This window comes from Streptococcus oralis, from assembly GCF_001588645.1.
Classification (GTDB): domain Bacteria; phylum Bacillota; class Bacilli; order Lactobacillales; family Streptococcaceae; genus Streptococcus; species Streptococcus oralis_AB.
In genome coordinates this window covers 42,392-67,375 of the sequence record NZ_LAYF01000003.1, presented here as the reverse complement: position 1 = coordinate 67,375, position 24,984 = coordinate 42,392, and the positions used below count along the sequence as shown (strand labels likewise).

The window sequence follows — 24,984 nt, the reverse complement described above, 5'->3', positions numbered from 1 at the left end:
CTAGACCTCCGTAGTTAAAAGTTCATTCAATCTACTAACATTATAGTTTCCGAAAACTGTATTTGCTTTAAGATTCTCAAAAGCAACCTTACCATATCCACGAGAGCCTGAACCACCTAAATAATCAAGTTCCAACAGTTTTAATCCATCAAGAATCACTTTGAAGTCTTCTTCTACTTGAGCTTGACTCTTGTCTGTCACCTCATAGATCAACTCAAATCCAAAGACACTGTCTCGGATGGCACGTTCAATTTGTCTTGGATTTGCTTCAGCAGTGATACGGTCAATAGTATTTTCAAACTTAACTTCAGTATAACCTTTGACAGCTCGTGAATCTAAATCTTTTTTGTTAGTTAAAAAGGCATCTCTAAAAATGAGTCTTCCTACTTTATAGTCTTTGTTTGAACTATTCCCAAAGAGACGACTAATAATTTCCCCATCGTCTCCTGGTTTTTCTGCTAATGTAGTATTATATACTTTTGCCAGAAGGGTACGCATTTTCCCTTTGATACTAGATCCTGGAATAATAGGTAAGTTTGTTATTGGATCTTTAATCACAGGTGAGTCCGTAGCACCAATCGCTGCAAAAGCATTGCTGGTCCCAATATGAAGTCCTGTCTCTAGACGGATTTGTGCTGTTACTTGAATTTTTGCAAATGCCATTAATCGTTTCCTCCATAAAATTTAAAATAAGCTACTAGCGCTTCCATATAGCGACAAAAACGTTGGAGACTTTCCCTACTATTAATTTCTTTTAAAATTGGTAGAATCTCACCTTTTTGAACTAAGTCCAGTACCGCCTCTTCACGTCCTGATTGATAGACGAATTGGACCTTCAAATAGGCAATCCTATCCTTCAATTCTTCGTACTCACGTACCTTACTTTCATCAAAGAGGGTACTCGTTAAACTCAATAAGTTTCGTAGTTTACTCATGGATAGAACATCTGAATTTCTATTTTTAAAATTACGTTTATCAGTTACTAAATTTTTAATGGTTTTCTCTGCCTTATCTACGTAATTATCATCTGTTAAAATTGCCATCTATGAATCCTTTCTAATCTCATAAATATATAGAAGTAAAGCTATCTCTGCTTCCTTACGTTCATTTTCGTTACCTGTATACCAAGAAAAGAATAAATCTTTAAACTCTTTAAACTCTTCTTTTTTATCCTTAGAAGTTTGATCTTCTAAGCGGGTCAAATAATAGGCTAATCGAGCAATATTCATACGATCGTAGTTGCGAAGGAGCTCAATAAGTCTGTATACAAAACTCTTTCCTCGCTCATCTTGAATATTAAAGTAGTAACGAATACTCTTCAGTTTCCCATTATAAACATTGTCAATAAATTGGTCGAACTTCAAGGTATAATTTTTTTCAAAAAGGGAGATACTATCCTTGTCGTTATCCTTGGCTGCTCCTTCTAGATTGCCAGTTTCTTCAGCCATTAGGCTAACTGGAGTTTTATCTGGAAAGAGGCCGATCCCTGCTGATAGGGTTAATTTGCCATTTGTCCACTTGATAAAGTTTTGTCGGAGGCAAATAGTAAACTCAATAATATCCTGCCAGGAACCGATCGCAAATACATCATCTCCACCGGCATAGATAATCGATAGTTTTTTCTCTTTGGCAAACTGGTTGATATAGACCTTAAAGAAGAGACTCATACTTCTAGAGAAGGTTGCCGAGCGTGCCAGAGTATTATACTTGCCACCATCTTGATAAGAGAACCCAGCCATAAAGGCGGCTCCTAGGTCATCCACATCTAGTCGAACAACTGCTAATCGCTTAATCCCTTGTCCAGTTTTACTATCCTGAGATAGTTTGGCATACTGGTCAATCTCAGCATATTTGTAATCTCCGACAAAGACATGCGTTGCTTTTAGAATATCTGTACTATAGCTATTCTTTACATAGACACGGTCCCACTCTTCATTAGCGAGGTCGGCTTTGGAAATACCACTAATATAGGCTCCCGGACCTATCGGCAGGCCTTTTTCTTTTGTCACAATATAGTAGTTTTCTTGTATCTCCTTAGCAAAGCGATACATCCCAGCACAGATATGGCAGACCTCTTGTTCTTTATACTTGGTAAGCTTTTCGACTGAGTGGCAAATAGCACATTCTCTCTGGGAACTTTTTCCTCCTTGGTTGAGTTCAAGGAGAGTTTTGGCATCATAACGAGAAATTTTCTTTTGGGAAATCATCCGACTAGTTGTTTGATAGACTTTTCGATAGTCGGCCAGTGTCGTTGTCATATCATTGGCAGAAAACGGACTCCAACCAAATGCTACGTACAGACCCGTCTGGAAATGCTTGACCAGAAACTGATTGAATTCTGCTTCAAAGTTAGCCAAGGTTTCTCTAGTTTTTTCGGTGTTTGGAAGGATAAAGTAGGCGTGCCCTCCACCAACGTAGAGAAGATTAGCCCTCGTAAGCTCTAACTTCTCCAGTAAGCTGTCAGCGATATGTTCCCCCATAAAATCTAGATACAAGGAACGTGCTTTTAGTTGCTTGGCTGCACCAGCTGTTGCGATATTGTAGATAAAATCCTGAATCCCTGACAAGTCAAAACTTGCTAATAAAAAGGCTTTCTCGCTATAAAAAGCTTCTAAATCTTGTCCCAGTACCTTCTCATAGTCACGGCAATTCTTGTCTGCTAAATAGTCTTCTATGGCTAGGGCAAAGCCAGCTGTTAGACGACTGTATGTTGCTAGAGAAATATCTGACAATTCCTTGGTCCTTGTCGAAACAGGCACATAGGAAAGAGTAGACTCAAGGAGATTCAAAAGAGCATCTATCTCAGACTGGCTAAAGTCCAATCGCTCAAACTCTTTTTCTAAGGTTTCTACTATCAAGTCATAATCTGACTGGTCAGACGGCTCACTCGATCCCTTAGCATAGTTTGGTTCCCCGTCAAGCTCTAATAGTCGTGCATCAAGATAACGCTGACTAGGGCTATCTGAAAATACATTGAAGATATCCGATTGTTTGCTTAGGAAATCTTCTTTACCTCCATGAGTATCTGCTGCTCCTTTTAGGCCTGAAGCAATCTTTGCAGCAGCTGACGTGATATAGACCAAACTATCAGGAGCAAAGTCCGTCGGCAAATCACTAGAAGTCGCCTTGGCTATCTGCTGGGCTATTTTTTCATTATCCGAAAAGCGTCTAAACCATTCGGACCCAATGGTACCCAGGTCTTTCTCATCATACCTGGAACCTTGAATCACTTTGCCGATAGCGTGCAAAAGCGATCCATAAACTAAATCAATCTTTTCTTTCTTCAAGTTCTAAACCTCCCATCCCTAGGCTAGTTTTCATACCTAAACCTGAGTATTCCCCAAATTTTAGAAGCATATTGGCATATGCTTTCAAGGTATTTGGACCTGTAATCTTAAAGGTCAACCTTCCCCTGAATCCAGGGATTTTTTTGCCATGGACTTTAAAATAGCTGGATTCCAATCGATAGCTGGTAATTCTACTGTGCTTGACCAAGTAGTCCAGAGTTTCCTCTTCGATGTCCTGACGATTCTCGACCAGACGTGCATACTTCATCATCAAACTCTGAAAGATGAGACGCATGGTCGGAAAGAGCACATACTCTCCCTGAGAGCGAAATCCTGTCGGAGTTTGAAAATGAATGGTAAAGAGTGACCGATCTTGGTTTTCATTAAAAAACTCAAAGAGTTGCTCCGAACTGAGATCTTGCATGGACAAAGACTCAACCATGAGAGTCGGTAAATCATGAAGTTCTACTCTCTTTAGCTCCAATAGAACAGGCAAAATCTGCTTGACAGCCTCATCCGTCAGGAGATGAAGGAACCATAGGGTCTTGTCCTTTTGATGGATGATTTTTAGTGAATAGGGGTTGGTCTCCTGTTCATGTAACCAAGTCACATAGTCTGGTTCTAGCTTTTCCATGAGAAAACCTTGGAATTTTGTCGATAGGTCGTTCGGTGATTGGTCAATTCGCTTAAATGATAGTTTGATGCGTTTCATATGCCTCCTTTATTGATACAATTGCGCTTTTGCTTTGTCATGAGCGCTTTTTTCTTTTACTTTTGGAATCCTTTTCCCTTATGAAACTGTCCCCTCTCGAGGTAGATAGGTAGCTATACGGAATTGAACTTGAATCCTAAAGGCGAGTTTTACCTTTGTTTTCCGGCCCCTCGCGAGGTAGATAGGGGGCTATACGGGCGGTAGCTTTCGCTGGCTTCCGTCCAGACCAATTGGTTTCCGGCCCCTACCGGGGTAGATAGGGTGCTATACCCAATGACTGATGAACAACGTGCGTAAGCTAGCGCGTTTCCGGCCCCTCTCGAGGTAGATAGGTATCTATACGAAGATGTTCAAGCAGGGGATTTACCACTGGAATAGTTTCCGGCCCCTCTCGAGGTAGATAGGTAACTATACCTTCAACAAGTAAATTGCCAAAATGCGATGGGCTCAGGGTTTCCGTCCCCTCTCGAGGTAGATAGGTATCTATACTTACAATCGTTCACATTTGATTGCTGACTCTCTTGGGTTTCCGGCCCCTCTCGAGGTAGATAGGTATCTATACCAAGTTGTTTGGGAGTCCGACAAGGGAATTGACCTGTACGTGTTTCCGGCCCCTATCGAGGTAGATAGGTAGCTATACTGACCCTTATCCATATCTTGCTAAGTGGGGCATCAGGTTTCCGGCCCCTCTCGAGGTTGATAGGTAACTATACTAGTTGAAAAACCGGTGATCCCTGCACCAGTAGTTGATCTACCGTTTCCGTCCCCTCTCGAGGTAGATAGGTAGCTATACTTGACGGTTACGAGGTCGAGAAAGAGAAGCGGTATTTGTTTCCGGCCACTCGCGAGGTGGATAGGTTCTTATACGAAAGAAGTTCAGTTAGGAAGGGTTATAAAAAGAGGGTTTCCGGCCCCTCTCGAGGTAGATAGGTAGCTATACGCACCAACGCCAGATCAAGGACAAGGACAGTTTCCGTCCCCTCTCGAGGTAAATAGGTATCTATACTAAAAACAACTGTGAAACCTGTCAAAACAGACCCTGTGTTCCCGGCCCCTCGCGGGGTAGATAGGTATCTATACTCGAAGCCCTCTATATAGTAACTGCGATGGAACTAGAGTTTCCGCCCCCTCTCGAGGTAGATAGGTTCTTATACGCAGTAGCAGCAGTAGAAGTTGTTGAAAACAACGTAGTTGCGTTTTCGCCCCCTCTCGAGGTAGATAGGGAGCTATAAAAATGGTACTGGTTCGATGAGAAAGGGTACATGGCGTTTCCGGCCCCTCGCGAGGTAGATAGGTATATTTAAACAGTTTCTGATTTTGTAACAGAAACTCGTGTGGTCGAGTTTCCGGCCCCTCCCGAGGTAGATAGGTATCTATACTGGTTAAGGCTGGAGATAAGATTGCTAAAGGTTCTGCTTAGTTTCCGGCCACTCTCGAGGTTGATATACACAATTTACAAATAACGCAATTGTTGCTGGCAACTTGTTTCCGGCCCCTCTCGAGGTAGATAGGTATCTATACGATGACCAACGTACAATCATGAACTTTATCCAGTTTCCGGCCCCTCTCGAGGTAGATAGGTATCTATACAAAATGGGTTGTTAACACTTCAAAACTTATACGTTAACGTTTCCGGCCCCTCTCGAGGTAGATAGGTATCTATACCCCATATCTTGTATGTAAACCTATAACAAGCACTAGATATAACCTATTGGAAACTACTATTAGTATACCATATTTTGTAAGAGTTTTCATCTCAAAAGAACAAACAATCCTCCTTTTCTATCTCGACTTCATCTGTGTTTAAGCGCAAGGTTTCTTCTCGATTTCCAACGTAAACAATGATATTGTCTAACTGGTCAGCATCATAGAATGCTTGTAACTCACTCAGCAAGCTACGATAGTTGGACTTTTCTAGGTCAATCTCAAAGCAGGATCGTTGGACTCGGATACCAAATCCCTCTAGTAACTTTGCGAGTTTCAGACGCCTCTTATTACTAACAATGTCATATATGATAATACAAAAGAAAGACTTTTTCTTAGCAAACTCCTTCTCTTCTGCTGAAAGATTAAAATAAAGTCCCATGATTATTCTCCTGTATAGCCTGTAACATAAAGTTCGGGTTTTAGACTCTCAAAAGCTCGAATCAATCCCTTAATTTGCAGATCTGCCATATAGAAAAAAGTATAGCGTTTTTTGTCGACTTCGACATACTGATGGATTTCCAACATGCGCTCTCTCATGGCCTGGATAAAAATCCTTCTCCCCTCCCCAGTAAAATAATAGACATTGACATTTTTCTTTTTATCCCAACTTTTATTCCAAGTTTTTGAATTGCTAAAGATAGCTATGAAAACATTTGCAAATATAAAGTAACCTATCACCAAATATATGGAATCCGTTGTTAGATATTGCCGATCCAAGCCATCCTTTAAATGAAATAGTATAATTGTTTCGTTAACAATTAAAAAGGTTGGCCAGTAACTTTTTTTGAAAAAAGTAGACATTTTCATGATTTGTTACCGCTTTCTATTCGTATAAACTTAGTATACTAATAGACAAGCAAATAAGCAACTAGAATAGAAAAAGATAAGGCTGTAAAAGTTAACTTCTATTAAGAAAACGAACCAGCTTGACTGATTCGTTTTCTTTGTATCTACTCCTACTTCCGATACATTTTAAATTGTAGGAAGAGGTCGCTGTATTTTCCTGTCCATTTATGGTCAAACTTTTCATAAACTTCTAGGTGTTTCATGGTATCAGCGTCTGGATAGAAGGATTTGTCCTCACGAGTCTCCTCTGGGAGCATTTCCTTAGCTGGTAGGTTTGGTGTTGAGTAACCTACATACTCCGCATTTTTCAGAGCATTTTCGGGTTTCAACATAAAGTTGATAAAGGCATAGGCCGCATCTTGGTTTTTCACGGTTTTTGGAATGACCATGTTATCAAACCAGAGATTGCTGGCCTCAGTCGGAACGACATACTTGAGGTTAGGATTTTTCTCCAACATCTGGCTGGCTTCCCCTGAGAAGGTCACACCGATAGCAGCGTTGTTCTGAATCATGTAACCCTTCATCTCGTCTGCCACAATGGCCTTGATATTTGGAGTCAATTTGTAGAGCTTATCCACTGTTTCTTCCAGCTGCTGAGGATCCTTGGAGTTGAGACTGTAACCGAGTGAGTTAAGCCCGAGTCCCAACACCTCACGTGCTCCATCAAAAAGCATGATGGAATCCTTATATTCTGGCTTCCAGAGGTCATCCCAATGCTCAGGCGCCTCATCTACCATGTTTTCATTGTAGACAATTCCCAAGGTCCCCCAGAAGTATGGGATGGAGAATTTGTTGCCCGGGTCAAATGACTGGTTGAGGAACTCAGGTCCGATATTTTCGATTCCTTCAATTTTTGAATAATCGAGTGGTACCAAGAGGTCTTCGTCCTTCATCTTGTTGATCATGTATTCACTAGGAATAGCAATGTCGTAGGTTGTTCCACCCTGCTTGATTTTGGTATACATGGCCTCGTTGGAGTCAAAGGTCTCGTACTGGACTTGGATTCCTGTTTCTTCTGTGAATTTCTCCAAGAGTTCTGGATCGATATAGTCCCCCCAGTTGTAGATAACCAATTTCTGACTGTCTCGGCTATTGATTTTACTATCTAGATGAGTCGCAATCCCCCATAATACAAGGATAATCGCTGCAATTCCTGCTAAAAATGAATAGAGTTTTTTCATGCTTGCTCCTCCTTCTCACGTGAGATAAAGTAATAGCCAACAACTAGGATAATACTAAAGAGAAAGACAAGGGCAGAAAGGGCATTGATTTCTAGCGAAATTCCCTTACGAGCACGAGAGTAAATCTCGACTGATAGAGTCGAAAAGCCATTTCCTGTCACAAAGAAGGTTACGGCAAAATCATCCAGCGAATAGGTGAAGGCCATGAAATAACCTGCAATGATAGACGGAGTCAGGTACGGTAGCATGATTTCCTTAAACATCTGAAACTGACTGGCTCCCAAGTCATAAGCCGCGTGAATCATATCATCATTCATTTCCTTGAGACGAGGTAAGACCATTAAGACCACGATTGGGATGGAGAAGGCCACGTGACTAGATAGAACTGTCAAAAATCCAAGTGAAAACTTAAGCTGGGTAAAGAGAATCAAGAAGCTGGCACCAATCATAACGTCAGGCGCAACCATGAGGATATTATTGAGTGATAGAAAGGCTTCTTGGTATTTCTTACGAGACTGGTAGATGTAAATAGCACCGAAAGTCCCGATAATGGTCGCAATCAAGGCTGATAAAAAGGCCAAGAAAAAAGTCTGGGTGAGGATCAACATGAGGCGACCATCACCAAACATGGTTTTAAAATGGCTCAAGCTAAAGCCGGTAAAACTGTTCATATCATCCCCTGCATTAAAGGCATAGCCAATCAAGTAAAAAATCGGCAAATAAAGGATGATAAAGACAAAGGCTAGGTAGAGATTGGCAAATTTTTTCATCGCTCTCTCCTTTCCTTAGTCACCCACATGGTGATGAACATGGTCAGGATGAGGATTACACCGATGGTAGAACCCATACCGTAGTTGTCATTGGTCAAGAAGTTCTGCTCGATGGCAGTCCCCAAAGTAATCACTCGGTTCCCCCCAATCAAACGGGTCAGCATGAAGAGGCTCAAGCTAGGGATAAAGACAGATTGGACTCCACTTCGCACACCATTCATAGATAAAGGGAAGATGACATGGCGGAAAGTTTCCCACTTGGTCGCACCGAGATCGTAGCTGGCATTGATGAGATTGTTATCCATATCATCCAAGACATTGAAAATCGGCAAAATCATAAAGGGAAGCTCGATGTAGCTTGCAACGAAGATAAAGGAGAAATCTGTAAAGAGCAACTGCTGCGAACCGATTCCGATAAATTCCAAGAATTGGTTAATAGAGCCATTTTGACCAAAAATCCCAATAAAGGCATAAGCCTTAAGGAGCAGATTGATCCAAGTCGGCAGGATAATCAGCATGAGCCAGAGTTGACGGTGCTTGAGACGAGTCAAAAAGAGGGCTGTTGGATAGCTGATAAGAAGTGTCACTAGAGTTACAATCCCAGCATAGAGCACAGAGTTGAAGCTCATTTTGAGGTAGGTCAAGTTTTGTGACGCAAAGTAAGATTTATAGTTTTCTAAACTAAACTGCCCTTCAATGTTGAAAAAGGATTGACCGAAAATCAAAACCAAGGGTGCCAACACAAAGAGGGCAATCCAAAGCATATAGGGCACTACAAAGAGTTTAGAGGTTGTTTTCTTCATCTCTTTCCTCCTCGATCGCATTAATCAGACCTGCTTCTTGCTCTTCGATTTCTACGTATTCTTCGATACGAGCATCGAACTCTTCTTCGGTTTCGTTGAGACGCATGATGTGGATGTCTTCTGGCTCAAAGTCTAGACCGATTTCCTCACCCACAATGGCCTTACGAGTCGAGTGGATCATCCATTCATTTCCGAGCTCGTCATAGGCGATAATCTCATAGTGAACCCCGCGGAAAAGCTGAGTATCGACCTTAACTTGGAGCTTGCCTTCTTCAGGAAGGGTAATGCGCAAGTCCTCTGGACGAATAACAACTTCCACAGGCTCGTTTGGCTTCATCCCACCATCGACTGCTTCAAAGCGTTTGCCGTTAAACTCGACCAAGTAGTCTTCAATCATGGTTCCTGGCAAGATGTTGGACTCGCCGATAAAGGTAGCAACAAAATGGTTAATGGGCTCATCGTAGATATCCACAGGTGTCCCAGACTGGACAATCTCGCCATCGTTCATAACGAAAATCCAGTCACTCATAGCGAGAGCTTCCTCCTGATCGTGGGTAACGAAAACAAAGGTAATACCCAATCGTTGTTGCAATTCACGCAATTCGTACTGCATGTCGGTTCGCAACTTCAGGTCAAGGGCTGACAGAGGTTCATCCAAGAGGACCACACGTGGTTGGTTGATAATCGCACGCGCAATCGCCACACGTTGACGTTGTCCTCCCGAAAGCTTACGAATGGAACGTTTCTCGAAACCTTCCAACTGTACCATTTTGAGAACTTCTAGCACACGTTTTTCGATTTCTTTCTTATCGACCTTACGCAAACGGAGTGGAAAGGCAACATTTTCAAACACATTCATATGTGGAAACAAGGCATAGGATTGGAAGACCGTATGGACGTCTCGCTTGTTGGTTGGAATGTCGTTGATCCGTACCCCATCCAGCAAAATATCTCCTGTCGTCGCATCCAGTAAACCTGCAATGATGTTCAGGATGGTTGACTTTCCTGAACCAGATGCGCCTAGTAGGGTATAGAACTTTCCCTCTTCCAACTCAAAGTTAATGTCTTTGAGAACCTTGGTGTTGCTGTCTTCAAAAACTTTAGAGACGTTTTTGAATTCAATAATTGGTTTTTTCAATTCCTCTAAATTCCTTCTTCTTCGTAAATTAACAGATTGGGACCTTGTTAGAATGCTAGACACAAGCGTAGGAAATAAATTGACCTAAACCTCATTTAGCGATAAAATCCCAATCTTTGAATGCTATGTAAAAATAATGTTATTCGTGTTTACCCAAGATACGAACTTCTCGCTCTAAGGTAACACCTGAATGTTCTTTAACTTTTTCAATGACAGACTCAATTAAGTCTTCATAATCTCTTGCAGTCCCATCGGCTACATTAATCATAAAGCCTGCATGTTTTTCTGAGACTTCGACACCACCGATACGGTAGCCCTTCAAACCAGCTTCTGAAATCAATTGTCCTGCAAAATGCCCGACTGGACGCTTAAAGACTGAACCACAAGATGGGTATTCTAAAGGTTGTTTGAGTTCACGTAGGTGCGTCAAGCGATCCATCTCTTGCTTGATAACCTGATGATTTCCTGGAGCTAGGGCAAATTTAGCTGACAAGACAATGGCCCCAGAATCCTGAATAGCTGAATGGCGGTAACCAAAAGCCAAATCCTTGGCAGATAAGGTCTCGATTTCCCCTTCCTTGGTCAAAATTTGACAAGACTGCAAGATATGGGCAATCTCTCCTCCGTAAGCACCCGCATTCATAAAGACCGCTCCACCGATGCTTCCAGGAATCCCACAAGCAAACTCAAAACCAGTCAAACTATGACGAAGGGCAATACGTGTCGTTTCGATCAAGTTGGCTCCAGCTTCTGCTTCAATGGTATAGCCATCAACCGAAACGTTATTGAGCTTATCGCATAAGATGACAAAACCACGGATTCCACCTTCACGAACGATGATATTGCTGGCATTTCCTAGCACCATCCAGGGAATATTCTCTTGATTGGCAAATTGGACGACACGCGCCATCTCATAGCGATTGCGTGGCAAAACTAGGTAATCCGCTCGACCTCCAACCTTGGTATAGGTATAGGTCTTCAAAGGTTCCTTAAAACGAATATCGATTCCTTCTAGGATTTCAAGCATTTTTTCTTTTACTGACATGTCACTCTTCCTTTTTCAAAATTCATTCCATTATACCATTTTTAGAGACATTTGACGACCATAAAAAGAGCTTGTTTTATCTTTACATAAAAAAAGAGGTCACCCCTCTTTTTATGATTTTTTCCAAAATGTAGATTTTGTCAGCCAGATAAAGGCTAGAAGTTCTACGAGAAGAATAAACTCAACTAGAAGCGGATTTGCAATCCAGCCCACTTGAGATAAGGCTGGAGCCAAGTCAAACAAGGCATGTAATCCATAGGCAGCAAAGAGATAGATCCATTTCTTTTGGCTAACACTTTGGTAAACCCAGATGGAAAGACCGATTTGGAGAACCAGAGCAAGCACACGTTCAACTCCTAGTAAATAAACCTGCCATACAGAAAGAGACTGAACCGTTTCGAGTGTAGACTTTGGAAGGAGATTGGCTACATCAGTATTTGAAGACTGGATGAGTGAAAAGAGAATCAAAAGACTGATCAAGCTTCCCATTCCGAGATAGAGCATCTCCAAGCCCCCATGTCCCAAACCATAAGCCAAAGCATCTCGATCTTCTAGCTTTCTCTTTTTCTCCAACCATTTAAAAAAGACAAGGCGAGCTGTTTCCTCAAAGAGGGCTGCCATGGCAATCCCATAAAGGACATATAAGAAAGGCTGCTCCTGCATAAGCGGAATGGTTCCATCTTTTTGCGGATGGAGTACCAGAAGGTGAACAATCTTCTCTAACACTTGAGAAGAAACAAAAAATGCGATTGCCCCCAAGCCCATCACTGCAAGAGAGATTTTAAACCGTTTTTTGGCATACCAAGTTCCACTTACTAGAATGAGAACCAAAACGATCATGGTAAGGATAATATGTACTGTCATCTTTTTCTCCTATTCTGACTTATCAATATCTTTCTTCATCTCGTCAACGTTAAATTTGGCGAATAAATACTGGCGATCTTGGACTGGAAAACGTTGGTCCAACTGGTCGACTGCCCCAACCTCAATCATTCCTTCTTTGATAACAAAGTCCATCACATGCCCACCAAAGGTCAAGTCATCTGAGATAAAATGCAGATGATAGCCTGCAACACTCACCCCATGGAAAATCTCAGGTGTCCAAAATCCAACAATAGTTCCCGATACATTTTCACGGCTATATTCAGGTTGGTGTGTCGCTACATCAGCAAACTTGGTATCAGGTGTGGATTTGGGAATCATCCGTACGTGCATTTGTGAAAATTCGCCATGAATCTTGATGGAACGAAAAAGATTTTCCCCATCATAGTAGGACTCAATTCGTTTTTCTAATTCCTTATCCGTCATCTCAAAGCGCTGACGGAAAATCACTTCTGCCTGATGAGGAACCACTGCTGCATAGGGAATAAGAGCATCCGCTGCCACCTCGACGATTTCAGGCGTTTGACTAGACCCCTTGGCTTGATAAGCTTTGCCATCAAGGACAATCAACTCCCCGTCAATCGAATCCAATGTCCCTAAGCCGAGGTCACCATGTTCCAGCAATTCTCCCACTGTCATGGTTCCGCCATAGAGACCTGCCATTAGGGCACCTAGAGTATTGTATTGAAATAATTTTACCGGTTCCTGCACTTTTCTATCCATTCTCTTTCTTATCTTCTGTTCAATGAATCATCATACTTTCTAAGTATACCACATTTGCCCCTAGTTGTGAAAGGGAGAAATGCTTTTCCCATTGCCAAGGAGGCAAAAAAAAGGTACAATGTAACAAAATCAACGGAGGTCTGGAATGAAGAAAGAAAGTAAATACCAAGCAGTCGTTTCCTTTCTCAAAAAAGGTATCGAATCAGGAAAATTTCCAACAGGCAGCCGGCTTCCCTCCATCCGTCAACTGAGCCAAGACTTCCACTGTAGCAAGGACACTATCCAACGAGCCCTGCTGGAATTACGCCATGAACAATACCTCTATGCCAAACCCCAAAGTGGCTACTATGTTCTGGAACAAGGACAGCACCAAGACTTGGAAATTGAAGTCACTGACGAATATGCCAGTGCCTATGACGACTTCCGACTCTGTGTCAACGAAACCCTGATAGGTCGAGAAAACTACCTCTTCAACTACTATGAAAACCAAGAAGGTCTTGAGGAACTCAGACAATCTGTCCATCAACTTCTTTTCAACCAAGCCCTCTACTGCAAACCCGATCAACTGGTTCTGACTTCTGGTACCCAGCAAGCTCTCTTTATCCTTTCTCAGATTGACTTTCCGAGCCAGGGAGCTGAGATTTTGGTCGAACAACCAACTTACCACCGGATGAACCGTCTCTTGGTCGCTCAAGGATTAGCCTACCAGACCATTGAACGCCGTATTGATGGCATTGACCTTGAAGAACTGGAACAACAGTTCAAATCTGGTAAAATCAAGTTTTTCTATACCATTCCTCGTTTCCACTATCCCCTAGGTCATTCCTATTCTGATCAGGAAAAAAGGGCTATTCTGAATCTAGCAAACCAGTATGGTGTTTACATCGTAGAGGATGACTATTTAGGGGACCTAGATCCTAGAAAGGGCCAAACCTTCCACTATCTGGATACTGAAGATCGGGTCATTTATATCAAGTCCTTCTCAACCAGTCTCTTTCCAGCCCTTCGTATTACCGCTCTCATTCTTCCAAATGCCCTAAAAGAGGCCTTTGTTTCCTACAAAAATATCTTGGACTATGACAGCAATCTCATCATGCAAAAGGCTCTTTCTCTTTACATCGATAGCCAGTTATTTGAAAAAAATCGATTGGCCAGACTGACCCTTCAAGAGAACTATCAGGCTCAGATAAAGAAAGTGCTTGAAGAAAACACCTGTCCCTTGCCCCACTACCCTCTACACGATGGTCTTTTGCTTGATTTGAGAAACTATCCTAAAATTGCCAGTCTGAAACACAGCTCACTCAAACTAGACTTTTTTGAGAAGGCTTATTTGGACGCCTGTCCTTATCAGTTCGCCAAAGTCACTCTCGAAAATCTAGAAGAGCTATTACAATACATAAAAGCAGAATTGGATTAAAGTCCAACTCTGCTTTTTCTTATTGTTCAACTTCTGTTAGTTTCGCTGCTTTTTCAAGATAAGTTTGATAGGTTCCGTCATCTTTCAGTTTTTGGATAACCTTATCTACTACCGCTTTCAAGTCTGATTGATCCTTCTTGATAGCAACGGCATTGGCTTCGCCATCTTTTATTGTCAAGTTAACAGATGCAACGACAAGGTCTGAGTTTTTACCTGCGTAGCTAAGAGCAACTGGTTCATCCATATGAACAGCATCCACTTTTCCAGCCTGCAACTCATTGACTGCTTCACCCATATTGGTCAAGGATGTCAACTGGGCATTTGGTAATTGTTCCTTGACCATGGTTTCTGGAACAGTTCCCTTTTGAGCTGCAATATTGGCACTTGCGAGGCTTGAAAGATCCTTGTATTTGTCTAAATCGGCTTTTCTAACCAAGAAACTCATCTTGTTTTCATAGTAAGGGATTGAAAAGTCAAAGACTTCCTTTCTTTCATCTGTGGCACTAATTCCTGCAATAGCCAAGTCAGCCTTTCCAGTTTGAAGGCTGGTCAAGACATTGTCAAAACTCATACTTGAGATTTCAAGTTTAACCCCAAGCTCGTCCGCAATCGCTTGAGCCATATCAATATCTGCACCAACCACTTGATTTTTACCATCTACCAAGGCTTGGAATTCAAACGGTGCATAGTCTGGGCTGGTCGCAACAACTAGCTTTCCCTTTTGTTTAATAGCGTCCACAGCAGACTGAGAACTATCCGTTCCTGACTGGCAAGCTACTAGAACCACACTGGCAAGCATACTACACACAACTAATATCCATTTCTTAAATTTCATAAATAAACGACCTTTCTGTTAATTCTGAATAATTATAACTCTTTTAAAAATAGTTGTCAACCCTTTTAGAGATTTTGATTGTAAAACAATTCTTTTCATAAAAAAGAAGACTGATTTATTTTAATCAGCCTTATTTCTGTATATTTAAACCGTTTCTTATAGTTCGACAATCTTACCTGTTTCAAAGTAAACAACCCATTCACAGATATTTTTTGCGTAGTCTCCGATACGCTCCAAGAAAGAAATGACTTGGAAGTAATCACGACCTGTAACGATAGCTTCAGGATTTTTCCTAATTTCTTCTGTAGCCAAATCACGGATACTATCAAAGTAATGGTTGATTTTTTCGTCCATAGCCGCTACTTCGTAGGCTTGATCCACAGAACCGTTGAGATAGAGATCTAGAGCTGCTTCAACGAAGTTTTTCACGTCGCGTCCCATCTTTTTAATTTCTTCTTCAACAGAAGGGATACGTTGCTCCCCCTTCATACGAATGGTCGCCTCAGCGATAGACACTGCATGATCTCCCATGCGTTCCACGTCTGAAACTGCCTTGAGAACGGTCAAGACGGTACGAAGGTCTTGCGAAACAGGTTGTTGGAGGGCGATCATTTCAAATGATTTCTTTTCCAACTTCACTTCATATTCATTAACTTCTGCATCGTCTTCGATGACTTCTTTTGCCAAATCACGGTCATGCGTAACAAAGGCACGCACTGTACGATTGATCTGCGAGAGCACTTCTTGTCCCATAGCATAGAACTGGTTGTGCAATTTCTCCAAATCTTCTTCAAATTGAGATCGTAACATCATTCAACTCCTTATCCAAATTTTCCTGTAATATAATCTTCTGTTTCCTTGTTTTGTGGCTCTAGGAACATCTTCTTCGTATCATTAAACTCGATCAAATCCCCATCTAGGAAAAATCCTGTTTTATCAGAGATACGTGAGGCTTGTTGCATCGAACGCGTCACCAAGAGCATGGTGTATTTATCTTTCAGACCATACAAGGTTTCCTCAATCTTACCTGCAGAAATAGGATCCAAAGCTGAAGTTGGTTCATCTAAGAGGATAATTTTCGGACTGGTTGCTAAGACACGAGCAACACAAACACGTTGTTGTTGTCCACCAGAGAGACCAATGGCCGAATCATGCAAACGATCCTTTACTTCATCCCAGATAGAAGCACGTTGCAAGGCCTTTTCTACTGCTTCATCTAGAACTTGCTTGTCCTTAACCCCATTGATACGTAGCCCATAGACAACATTTTCGTAGATAGACATAGGGAAGGGATTGGGCTGTTGGAAAACCATACCAATTTCCTTACGCAATTCAACCGTATCGGTACGGGGGCTATAGATATTGTGACCATTATAAATCACTGTCCCCGTTGTTGTCACCTCAGGGTTTAAATCTCCCATCCGGTTGATGGCCTTGAGAAGAGTTGACTTCCCTGAACCTGACGGACCAATGAGGGCGGTTATTTCCTTGGGTTGAAAAGAAAGGGAAACACTATTCAAGGCCTTCTTTTTGTTGTAATAAACGGACAGGTCTTTAACCTGCAAAATCGGTTCTGTCATACTGTTTCCTTTCTAACCAAAGTGTCCCGTTACATAGTCATTGGTTGACTGTAGCTTGGCATTTTGGAAAATATTGGACGTCTTATCATACTCAATCAAATCACCCAAGTAGAAAAATCCTGTGTAGTCACTCGCACGGGCAGCCTGCTGCATACTGTGGGTAACAATGATGATGGTAAAATCCTTCTTCAATTCCAACATGGTTTCTTCCAGCTGGGCTGTCGCAATCGGATCCAAAGCTGACGCTGGCTCATCCATCAAGAGAATATCTGGTTTAACAGAGATAGCTCGCGCGATACAAAGCCGTTGCTGCTGACCACCAGAGAGCATCAAGGCTGATTTGTGCAAATCATCCTTGACCTGGTCCCAAAGGGCAGCTTGACGGAGAGAAGTTTCCACAATTTCATCCAAGACCTTCTTATCCTTGACTCCTGCACGTTCATGAGCAAAAGTAATATTGCGGTAGATAGACTTGGCAAATGGATTTGGCCGTTGAAAGACCATTCCAATATGCTTGCGCATCTCATAGACATTGATTTCTGGACGATTAACGTCAATCCCTCGGTAGAGAATTTGACCTGTGACCTTGGCAATATCAATAGTATCATTCATCCGATTGAGACTACGAAGATAGGTAGATTTCCCAGATCCAGACGGACCAATCAAGGCCGTTATTTTATTTTTTCAAATTGCATATCGATGCCCTTTATGGATTCATTTTTACCGTAGTAAACATGTAAATCCTTGGTAGAGAGGGCCACTTTTTCTTCAGGGAAGGTGATGATATGCTTTTCATCCCAGTTATATTTTGACATGGCTTCTCCTTTAGGCAGCGGTTAATTTCTTGTGTAAATAGCTTCCGAGTTTGCGTGCTCCAAAGTTAAAAATCAAGATAAAGATGAGGAGCACAGCTGCAGAACCTGCTGATACGATAGTAGCATCAGGAATGGTTCCTTCACTGTTGACCTTCCAGATGTGGACAGCCAAGGTTTCTGCTTGACGGAAGATTGAGATAGGACTGCTAACACTGAGGATATTCCAGTTAGACCAGTCAAGGGCTGGAGCGGATTGTCCTGCAGTATAGATAAGAGCGGCGGCCTCACCAAAGATACGACCAGATGCCAAAACAACACCCGTTACGATACCTGGAAGGGCTTCTGGAATAACAACATGAACAACCGTCTCCCAACGAGAAATACCAAGGGCCAGACCAGCCTCACGTTGTGTATGGTGAACGTGTTTTAAACTGTCCTCAACATTTCGTGTCATCTGAGGAAGGTTAAAGACTGTCAAGGCCAAGGCACCTGAAATGATTGAAAATCCATACTCAAACTGGACAACAAAGATCAAGTAACCAAAGAGACCCACAACGACTGATGGCAGAGAAGACAAAATCTCAATACAGGTACGAATAAAATTGGTCACAGGTCCTTTTTTGGCATACTCAGCGAGGAAAACACCAGCTCCCATAGACAGGGGAACAGAAATAATCAAGGTAATAACCAAAAGGAAGAAGGAATTGTAGAGCTGAATCCCGATACCCCCACCTGCTTGATAAGAGGAGGATTTCCCAGTCAAGAAAGACCAAGAGATATGCGGTAACCCTCTCACCAAGATATAGAGAATCAAGGATGCCAAGATGGCAACGATGATACCCGCGATGGTATAGAGGACAGCTGTTGCAAGTTTATCTAATTTCTTAGCGTGCATAGTTTTTCTTTCCTCTTTCTTTCGTAATCAATTTAATCACACTGTTAAAGGCCAAACTCATCAAGAGCAAGACTAAAGCCAGTGACCAGAGAACGTTATTATCAACCGTTCCCATGACGGTATTTCCGATACCCATAGTCAATACAGATGTCAAGGTCGCAGCTGGTGTTGTTAGCGAGGTTGGGATAACTGCTGAGTTTCCGACCACCATCTGAATAGCAAGGGCTTCACCGAAGGCACGCGCCATCCCAAAGACCACTGCAGTGAAAATACCTGAACGTGCTGCTTTCAAGGTCACACGCCAGATGGTTTGCCAACGAGTGGCTCCCATAGCTAAACTGGCTTCACGGTAATGACGAGGAACAGCACGCAAGCTGTCTGTTGTCATAAAGGTTACAGTTGGTAGGATCATGACAAAGAGGACGAAAATCCCTGACAAGATCCCAAAACCAGTTCCACCAAAGACGCTACGGACAAAAGGCACCACAACTTGCAAACCGATAAATCCATAGACGACTGAAGGAATACCGACGAGGAGTTCAATGGCTGGTTGCAAAATCTTTGCACCCTTTGGTGAGACTTCTGTCATAAAGACTGCCGCACCAATAGCGAAGGGTGTTGCGATGAGGGCTGATAAAATCGTCACAATAAAGGAGCCCAAAATCATTGGAAGGGCACCAAATTGTTTCCCTGAAGGATTCCAAGTTTGACCAAAGAGGAAATCAAAGATATTCACTCCATTGACAAAGAAGGTCGATAAGCCTTTTTGGGCTACAAAAATCAAAATCATGGCCACAATGATAACAATCAAAGAAAGGCAAGTGAAGGTCAATCCTTTACCAAACTTCTCAAGCCGAGAGTTCTTTGAAGGAGAGAGTAATTTTTTAGATAATTCTTCTTGATTCATTATTGACCTCCTTCTACTGCTGTAACGGTACCTGAAGCATCCTTTTGGACTTTCATTTCATTGATAGAGATATAGCCCATGCCCTTAACAATTCCATTTTGGGCTTCATCTGAGAGGACGAAATTCAGGAATTCAGCAGCTAACTCATTTGGCTGACCAAGTGTGTACATATGTTCATAAGACCACAAAGGCCAATTGTTGGTCGTTACATTCTCAGATGTAGGTTCATACCCATTCAGTTTCATGCTTTTCACGGAGTCATCTACATAGGCAAAGGCCAGGTAAGAAATGGCTCCAGGCGTTTGGGATACAATCGACTTGACCATCCCGTTAGAATCCTGTTCTTGGCTCTGCATTGCCGCTTGGCCATTCATAACGACCGTATCAAACGTCGCTCGTGAACCAGAACTTGCTGCTCGGTTGATGATTGAAATGGCCAGGTCTTTGCCCCCAACTTCTTTCCAGTTGGTCACTTCACCTGTAAAGATTTTGCGAAGTTGCTCGGTTGTGAGATTTTCAACATCCACTTCCTTGTTTACAATCACTGCAAGACCAGCCACTGCAACCTTGTGGTCTACTAGGGCTGAAGCATCGATTCCTTCTTTTTCCTCTGCAAAGACGTCAGAGTTCCCGATGTCAACTGCTCCAGACTGGACTTGTGATAGTCCTGTACCCGATCCACCACCTTGAACATTAACTGTTTTTCCGATGTTTCTAGAACCAAATTCATCTGCTGCCGCTTCGACAAGAGGCTGAAGAGCAGTTGAACCAACGGCTGTCATAGATTCTCCACGATCAATCCAGCTAGCGCATCCTGCTAGAGAACCTGCCATCAAAAGTGCTGCAAGAGACATGACGAGCTTTTTTCTTTTTTTCACTGTTATTCTCCTTGAACATAATGATAAATGTTCTGATTTCTTCCGTTTGTCCTGATCATCCAATTATCATCAATAATTGTCCCGCTTTATTTTATCTAGTCATTCTTAGGAGCGGACAATTCCATCGTATAATATAAGTAATAATGAAAGACTATCAGAAAAAACTCATACTTCCACTATAACATAGAATAGGCTCTTTGACTAGCTTTTTCACCTGAATCTGAGTCCTTTTGGATAATAATTTTTCAAAACATTACCCGTTACCTTGGCAAAGCCTAGTCCGTTTCCTTGAACCAGGACTTGGTACCAGCCATTTGGTCGAACTTCAGACAATTGAACGGTCTCACCAGCCACATATTTTACAAAGTCCTCATCATTGATTTCGACACTTTGTTTTACTTGACTTGGTTTCAAGGCTAATCCGAGAGCAAAGCTTGGTTCGAAGCGTTTCTTCTTAAAAGTACCCAGATGGAGGCCATTTCTAGCAATTTTGAGTTTCCCTAGATCAGGTAGCATATCGGGCAGGAGATAGAGTTGGTCTCCAAAGGTCTGCAAGATACCAGTTAGATTGACTCGCAAGTGTTTTTGGGCAAATTCTTGCCACAAGGCCAGCTGTTCCCGACTGAGATTGCTCTTGCTAGCTGTGAATTTAGGTGCGGGATTTTGTCCCTTAAACTGCAAGTGGGCAACAAACTGACCTTCTCCCTTGAAATGATGAGGATACATCCGTGCTGTTTCAGGAAGGCCCATTCCTTCTACCATACCGTTCACATGCTCAACTGGAAGCAATTCAAATGCATAAGTATCAAGTAACCAGTGGACGATTTCTTCATTTTCCTCTGGTGCCCAAGTACAGGTCGAATAAACTAAACGGCCACCTTCAGCAAGCATGGTCACTGCATCTTCTAAAATTTCTCTTTGGAGACTAGCGCATTGACTAGGATAATCAGTACTCCAATAATCCATGGCATCGGGCTGCTTACGAAACATCCCTTCACCCGAGCAAGGTGCATCAAGGACAATCACATCAAAGTAACCTTTAAAAACCTTGGCCAAGCGGTCAGCAGATTCATTAGTCACAACAACGTTTGTCGCTCCAAATCGCTCCATATTTTCCACTAAAATCTTAGCACGCTTACTTGAAATTTCGTTGGAGACAAGGACTCCTTGATTAGCCAGATAAGCTGCTAGTTGAGTGGATTTTCCACCTGGAGCTGCAGCTAAGTCCAAGACCTTCATACCAGGACTTGGTTGAGCTACCTGGGCCACCATTTGGGCTGCAGGCTCTTGCGAATAAACGAAACCTGTCACGTGCTCTGGTGACTTCCCTGAGACCTTGCCATAATGTCCCCAAGGTGTATGGGGAATGGCATCCGCAAACGATAACTGACTTTCTTTTAAGGGATTGACCCGAAAAGCCGAAACTGCTTCTTGTTTAAAAGAGGCAAGAAAGTCTCTTGCCTCGTCTTCTAGTATCGCTTCATATTTTTCAACAAATCCTTCTGGAAATTGCATTTAGTTTTCTTTCCTTTCGTAGATATAAGACTGAATCTCTTCTTGCATCTCGATTGGCACCATCATGACAGGCTGACGCGTTGTAAAATCAGCAGGCTCACCCGATACCGTAAGAAGACGATAACCCAGACTTTCCCCTAAGATACTGGCCGCAGCGTAATCCCATGGCTGCAGGTAGGTAATATAAGTCAGAAGACGACCCGATAAAACCTTAGCAAAACTAATGGCCGCACTGCCATAGACACGGACTCCCAAAGCTGCTCGACCCAAATCCGCCAAGCCCCACTCATTGCTTTCAAACATACCTGAGTTACCGGCAACTAAAAATTCTTGAAGTGGTTTCTTTTTAAAAGGCGGTAAGGGCTCATTATTGCGAAAAGGAGGAAAGGCACCACCACCATGGTAACAATCACCTTTCATGACATCATAGATGATGCCAAATTTGCCCACACCATCCTCAAAATAAGCCAACATCACGGCAAAATCTTCCTGCTGGGCGACAAAGTTATTGGTACCGTCAATGGGATCAATCACCCAAACGGAACCTTGACCGACTGCAGCACGTAAACAACCCTCTTCCGCGCAAATCAAGTCCTCAGGATAGGAGGACTTGATCCGTTCAACCAGGAGTTCCTGAACCTCCTTGTCCAAACGCGTCACCAAGTCTGTAGGCGAAGACTTGCGCTCAACCTGCAAATCTTCTTTCATGTGAGCCAAAATATAGTCAGCAGCTTCCTGCACAATCTGTTTGGCAAATTCAAATTTAGTTTCCAAGAGAAATCTTCCCTTCTCTTTTTTCTTTTGCTAATTGAACTGCATGATAGAAGGAATAACCGCTAGCCGTTTCAAATTCGCGACCTAGGCGCTTTTCTTCACTTTTGCTCGGAACTACAGACTTAAATTTCTTGTAAGACTCTAGCAGTTTTTTTGCATCTACCTTATCTTCATAAGCAGCTTCAACATCATTAAAAAAAGAAAGCACTGAAGCAAGTTCTTCAGTGCTCCACGACAAATCTAGTGGGTAACTATACTGTTTGTTCATCTATCCAATACCAGCTCTCAATGTTGCTTCTTTCAATTCTTGTTTACGGTAACTACGAGGGAGAAAAGCACGAATCTCATCTTCATTAAAACCGATCTGCATGCGTTTGGTATCTATAATAATTGGGCGACGCAAAAGACTAGGATATTGCTCAATCAACTGAAGCAACTCCGATACCGAGATACTCTCTACATCAATATCCAATTTTTGAAAAATTTTTGAACGAGTTGAAATGATGTCATCAGTACCATTTTCGGTCAAGGAAAGAATATGTTGTAATTCTTTTCTTGTTAAAGGACTAGTCATAATATTATGCTCTTGAAAGGGCACTTTATGCGTCTCTAACCAAGCCTTTGCCTTACGACATGATGTACAACTCGGTGATAAAAATAGTGTAATCATGCTTTTCTCTTCTTTTATCTATACTTGCTATTTCTATTATACAAAAAAATAAAGCGCTTGACTAGGTATTTTTAGAAAAAAAGCCTATTTTTTCATAGAAAATAGACTGTTTTCTGCAAAAATCTCCTGCTTTGCAAGTTTATCTTTAGGATAACCTAACAATAAATAGGGAGTAGAGCAACTTCTCTCGTTTTTTATTAAAAATACAGAACTTTTTCCACTATTTCCTTGAAGCTTTAACAAAAAGGAAACCAAACATTCCTTCATACAAAGCAAAGAAAAGTAAAAAGGCATGGAGAAAGAAAGTCTCTGGCAAAATCCAAATAACGGGATCCTTTGCTGGATCAAAAAGCCAGGTATCGTCTCCCACAAAGAGAATCTGATGGAAAAGAGTAAAGAATTGCTCAAAACCAATCAACACTCCTACAAAGCCAATGACGAGAGGCAATAGCACTAAAGTCAAGATACTTTTACGATATAGGGGCAAAAAGCCTTTTTTCACAATCTTTCTAACAAAGAAATAGAAACTTGGTAATGTCACTAGGGCAACTAGCTGAACCAAGTGGAAGAGATTCTTCACCACCGCAAAGTGGTGTAGACCTGCCGCTGATGAACGAAAATCCGGCATCTCTAAGACCTGACTAAAGGGATTGGTCAGGTAATTCATCAAGATATGAAAATTGTACTGAATGGTTTCTGGCTTTAGATAGACTCGATCCGCTAAGTTCAGCCACTCAATTTCCAAAGGATAGAAAATCCATGCCAGATAAATGGTCAGTAGGATAGAAAGGGAGAGGAAAAAGAGCATACTTCCCCAAAAGGTCAGTTTAGTTTTCATCAAAATTCCACTCCGCAAGGCTAGAAACTACATGAGTTGGTGCGATTGGCAAGTCCGCCACTTCTTCTGCCTTGGTAAAACCTGTCGTCACCAAGAGCGTTGGAATGCCATTGTCAATGCCTGCTCGAATATCCGTCAGATAGTTGTCCCCAACCATGAGCAAGTCTTCTCGATCTATACCCAGATGTTCCACGGCCTTTTCCATGATGATCGCATTCGGTTTTCCGATATATACTGGTTTGACCCGTGTAGCGACTTCAAGAAGTGTAATTAGTGAACCAGCACCTGGCAAAAGACCACGTTCTGTCGGGATATTGAGGTCAGGGTTGGTTCCGATAAAGTGAGCCCCCTTTTGAATAGCTAGAGTTGCTGTCGCAAATTTTTCATAGTCGACTTGCCAGTCCAGTCCAACGACCACATAGGCTGGATTTTCCTTGTCTTCGACATAACCAGCCGCCTGGATAGCATCCTTGAGCCCAGCTTCTCCGATGACATAGACTGTCTTTTCCAGTCCCAAGTCGTTCATATAGTCGATGGTTGCCAAAGTCGCTGTATAGACAGTTGATAAAGGCGTGTTGATATTAAAATTCTGAGCCAACATCTCTTGTACACTCTCAGGAGTACGAGTTGTATTATTGGTCACAAAGAGATAGGGAATTTCTCTTTTTTGTAACTCATGGACAAAAGCCTCACCCGCCGGAATCCGGTCTTTCCCCTTGTAAATGGTCCCGTCTAAATCAATTAAATAACCTTTATAAGCCATATC

General features: G+C 42.2%; 25 protein-coding genes and 2 pseudogenes. 1 reads left to right on the top strand and 26 read right to left on the bottom strand.

The genetic code is table 11. The annotated features are described in order from the left end of the window. From csm3 to budA, 13 genes and pseudogenes are all read right to left on the bottom strand, one after another. On the bottom strand, window positions 1-663 hold the full coding sequence (gene csm3, locus A0739_RS01765) for a type III-A CRISPR-associated RAMP protein Csm3 (RefSeq protein WP_049505516.1): 663 nt from the start codon (window positions 661-663) through the stop codon (window positions 1-3). Next, entirely contained in the window at window positions 663-1,043 is a 381-nt protein-coding gene (gene csm2, locus A0739_RS01760; RefSeq protein WP_061586855.1) for a type III-A CRISPR-associated protein Csm2, read from the bottom strand. The genes csm3 and csm2 overlap by 1 nt, the downstream gene beginning before the upstream one ends. Beyond that, the gene (cas10, locus tag A0739_RS01755; RefSeq protein WP_049505518.1) at window positions 1,044-3,287 is read right to left on the bottom strand and encodes a type III-A CRISPR-associated protein Cas10/Csm1; all 2,244 of its coding nucleotides are present in this window, start codon (window positions 3,285-3,287) and stop codon (window positions 1,044-1,046) included. Continuing rightward, a complete protein-coding gene (cas6, locus tag A0739_RS01750) occupies window positions 3,268-3,999 on the bottom strand; it encodes a CRISPR-associated endoribonuclease Cas6 (protein WP_061586854.1) in 732 nt (243 codons plus the stop codon). The genes cas10 and cas6 overlap by 20 nt, the downstream gene beginning before the upstream one ends. 1,756 nt (window positions 4,000-5,755) lie before the next feature. Then, the gene (gene cas2 / locus A0739_RS01745; protein WP_049505520.1) at window positions 5,756-6,085 is read right to left on the bottom strand and encodes a CRISPR-associated endonuclease Cas2; all 330 of its coding nucleotides are present in this window, start codon (window positions 6,083-6,085) and stop codon (window positions 5,756-5,758) included. A 209-nt stretch (window positions 6,086-6,294) separates the two neighbouring features. Beyond that, a pseudogene (locus A0739_RS01740) lies at window positions 6,295-6,513 on the bottom strand (hypothetical protein); the annotation flags it as partial. A gap of 149 nt (window positions 6,514-6,662) precedes the next feature. Then, the gene (locus A0739_RS01735) at window positions 6,663-7,733 is read right to left on the bottom strand and encodes an ABC transporter substrate-binding protein (protein ID WP_061586853.1); all 1,071 of its coding nucleotides are present in this window, start codon (window positions 7,731-7,733) and stop codon (window positions 6,663-6,665) included. Further along, the gene (locus A0739_RS01730; RefSeq protein WP_000712716.1) at window positions 7,730-8,503 is read right to left on the bottom strand and encodes an ABC transporter permease; all 774 of its coding nucleotides are present in this window, start codon (window positions 8,501-8,503) and stop codon (window positions 7,730-7,732) included. The genes A0739_RS01735 and A0739_RS01730 overlap by 4 nt, the downstream gene beginning before the upstream one ends. After that, on the bottom strand, window positions 8,500-9,306 hold the full coding sequence (locus tag A0739_RS01725) for an ABC transporter permease (protein WP_000754114.1): 807 nt from the start codon (window positions 9,304-9,306) through the stop codon (window positions 8,500-8,502). Before A0739_RS01725 ends, A0739_RS01730 begins: the two co-directional genes overlap by 4 nt. Then, a complete protein-coding gene (locus tag A0739_RS01720; protein WP_061586852.1) occupies window positions 9,287-10,444 on the bottom strand; it encodes an ABC transporter ATP-binding protein in 1,158 nt (385 codons plus the stop codon). Before A0739_RS01720 ends, A0739_RS01725 begins: the two co-directional genes overlap by 20 nt. Window positions 10,445-10,583: 139 nt before the next feature. After that, a complete protein-coding gene (gene murB, locus A0739_RS01715; protein WP_061586851.1) occupies window positions 10,584-11,489 on the bottom strand; it encodes a UDP-N-acetylmuramate dehydrogenase in 906 nt (301 codons plus the stop codon). Window positions 11,490-11,600: 111 nt separating this feature from the next. Further along, entirely contained in the window at window positions 11,601-12,353 is a 753-nt protein-coding gene (locus A0739_RS01710) for a YhfC family intramembrane metalloprotease (RefSeq protein ID WP_061586850.1), read from the bottom strand. Between the two features lie 9 nt (window positions 12,354-12,362). Next, complete coding sequence (gene budA, locus A0739_RS01705) at window positions 12,363-13,094, bottom strand: acetolactate decarboxylase (protein ID WP_061586849.1); 732 nt, start codon at window positions 13,092-13,094, stop codon at window positions 12,363-12,365. A gap of 145 nt (window positions 13,095-13,239) precedes the next feature. Between budA and A0739_RS01700 the strand changes: the two genes are divergently transcribed. Further along, on the top strand, window positions 13,240-14,511 hold the full coding sequence (locus tag A0739_RS01700) for an aminotransferase-like domain-containing protein (protein WP_061586848.1): 1,272 nt from the start codon (window positions 13,240-13,242) through the stop codon (window positions 14,509-14,511). Window positions 14,512-14,530: 19 nt separating this feature from the next. Here A0739_RS01700 and A0739_RS01695 read toward each other — a convergent pair whose 3' ends face one another. From A0739_RS01695 to A0739_RS01635, 13 genes and pseudogenes are all read right to left on the bottom strand, one after another. Then, window positions 14,531-15,346 (bottom strand): ABC transporter substrate-binding protein, encoded by an 816-nt coding sequence (locus tag A0739_RS01695; protein WP_061586847.1) that lies wholly within the window; start codon window positions 15,344-15,346, stop codon window positions 14,531-14,533. Window positions 15,347-15,502: 156 nt separating this feature from the next. Next, window positions 15,503-16,156, bottom strand: coding sequence for a phosphate signaling complex protein PhoU (gene phoU, locus A0739_RS01690; RefSeq protein WP_000946469.1), 654 nt, complete (start codon window positions 16,154-16,156; stop codon window positions 15,503-15,505). An 11-nt stretch (window positions 16,157-16,167) separates the two neighbouring features. After that, the gene (gene pstB, locus A0739_RS01685; RefSeq protein WP_061586846.1) at window positions 16,168-16,926 is read right to left on the bottom strand and encodes a phosphate ABC transporter ATP-binding protein PstB; all 759 of its coding nucleotides are present in this window, start codon (window positions 16,924-16,926) and stop codon (window positions 16,168-16,170) included. A gap of 12 nt (window positions 16,927-16,938) precedes the next feature. Next, window positions 16,939-17,741: pseudogene (gene pstB, locus A0739_RS01680) on the bottom strand (phosphate ABC transporter ATP-binding protein PstB). Between the two features lie 10 nt (window positions 17,742-17,751). Beyond that, window positions 17,752-18,636: a phosphate ABC transporter permease PstA gene (gene pstA / locus A0739_RS01675; RefSeq protein ID WP_061586845.1), complete on the bottom strand. Its 885-nt coding sequence runs from the start codon at window positions 18,634-18,636 to the stop codon at window positions 17,752-17,754. After that, window positions 18,626-19,543: a phosphate ABC transporter permease subunit PstC gene (pstC, locus tag A0739_RS01670; protein ID WP_001070951.1), complete on the bottom strand. Its 918-nt coding sequence runs from the start codon at window positions 19,541-19,543 to the stop codon at window positions 18,626-18,628. Before pstC ends, pstA begins: the two co-directional genes overlap by 11 nt. Then, window positions 19,543-20,421, bottom strand: coding sequence for a phosphate ABC transporter substrate-binding protein PstS (locus A0739_RS01665; protein WP_000746360.1), 879 nt, complete (start codon window positions 20,419-20,421; stop codon window positions 19,543-19,545). Before A0739_RS01665 ends, pstC begins: the two co-directional genes overlap by 1 nt. A gap of 210 nt (window positions 20,422-20,631) precedes the next feature. Then, a complete protein-coding gene (locus A0739_RS01660; RefSeq protein WP_061586844.1) occupies window positions 20,632-21,936 on the bottom strand; it encodes an RsmF rRNA methyltransferase first C-terminal domain-containing protein in 1,305 nt (434 codons plus the stop codon). Further along, the gene (locus A0739_RS01655) at window positions 21,937-22,710 is read right to left on the bottom strand and encodes an inositol monophosphatase family protein (RefSeq protein ID WP_061586843.1); all 774 of its coding nucleotides are present in this window, start codon (window positions 22,708-22,710) and stop codon (window positions 21,937-21,939) included. Continuing rightward, a complete protein-coding gene (locus A0739_RS01650) occupies window positions 22,700-22,978 on the bottom strand; it encodes a UPF0223 family protein (RefSeq protein WP_061586842.1) in 279 nt (92 codons plus the stop codon). The genes A0739_RS01655 and A0739_RS01650 overlap by 11 nt, the downstream gene beginning before the upstream one ends. Next, on the bottom strand, window positions 22,979-23,380 hold the full coding sequence (locus A0739_RS01645; RefSeq protein WP_000631261.1) for a Spx/MgsR family RNA polymerase-binding regulatory protein: 402 nt from the start codon (window positions 23,378-23,380) through the stop codon (window positions 22,979-22,981). It abuts the gene before it with no gap. A gap of 220 nt (window positions 23,381-23,600) precedes the next feature. Continuing rightward, the gene (locus A0739_RS01640) at window positions 23,601-24,218 is read right to left on the bottom strand and encodes a TIGR01906 family membrane protein (RefSeq protein WP_061586841.1); all 618 of its coding nucleotides are present in this window, start codon (window positions 24,216-24,218) and stop codon (window positions 23,601-23,603) included. Further along, window positions 24,208-24,981 (bottom strand): TIGR01457 family HAD-type hydrolase, encoded by a 774-nt coding sequence (locus A0739_RS01635; protein WP_061586840.1) that lies wholly within the window; start codon window positions 24,979-24,981, stop codon window positions 24,208-24,210. The genes A0739_RS01640 and A0739_RS01635 overlap by 11 nt, the downstream gene beginning before the upstream one ends. Window positions 24,982-24,984 lie beyond the last annotated feature (3 nt).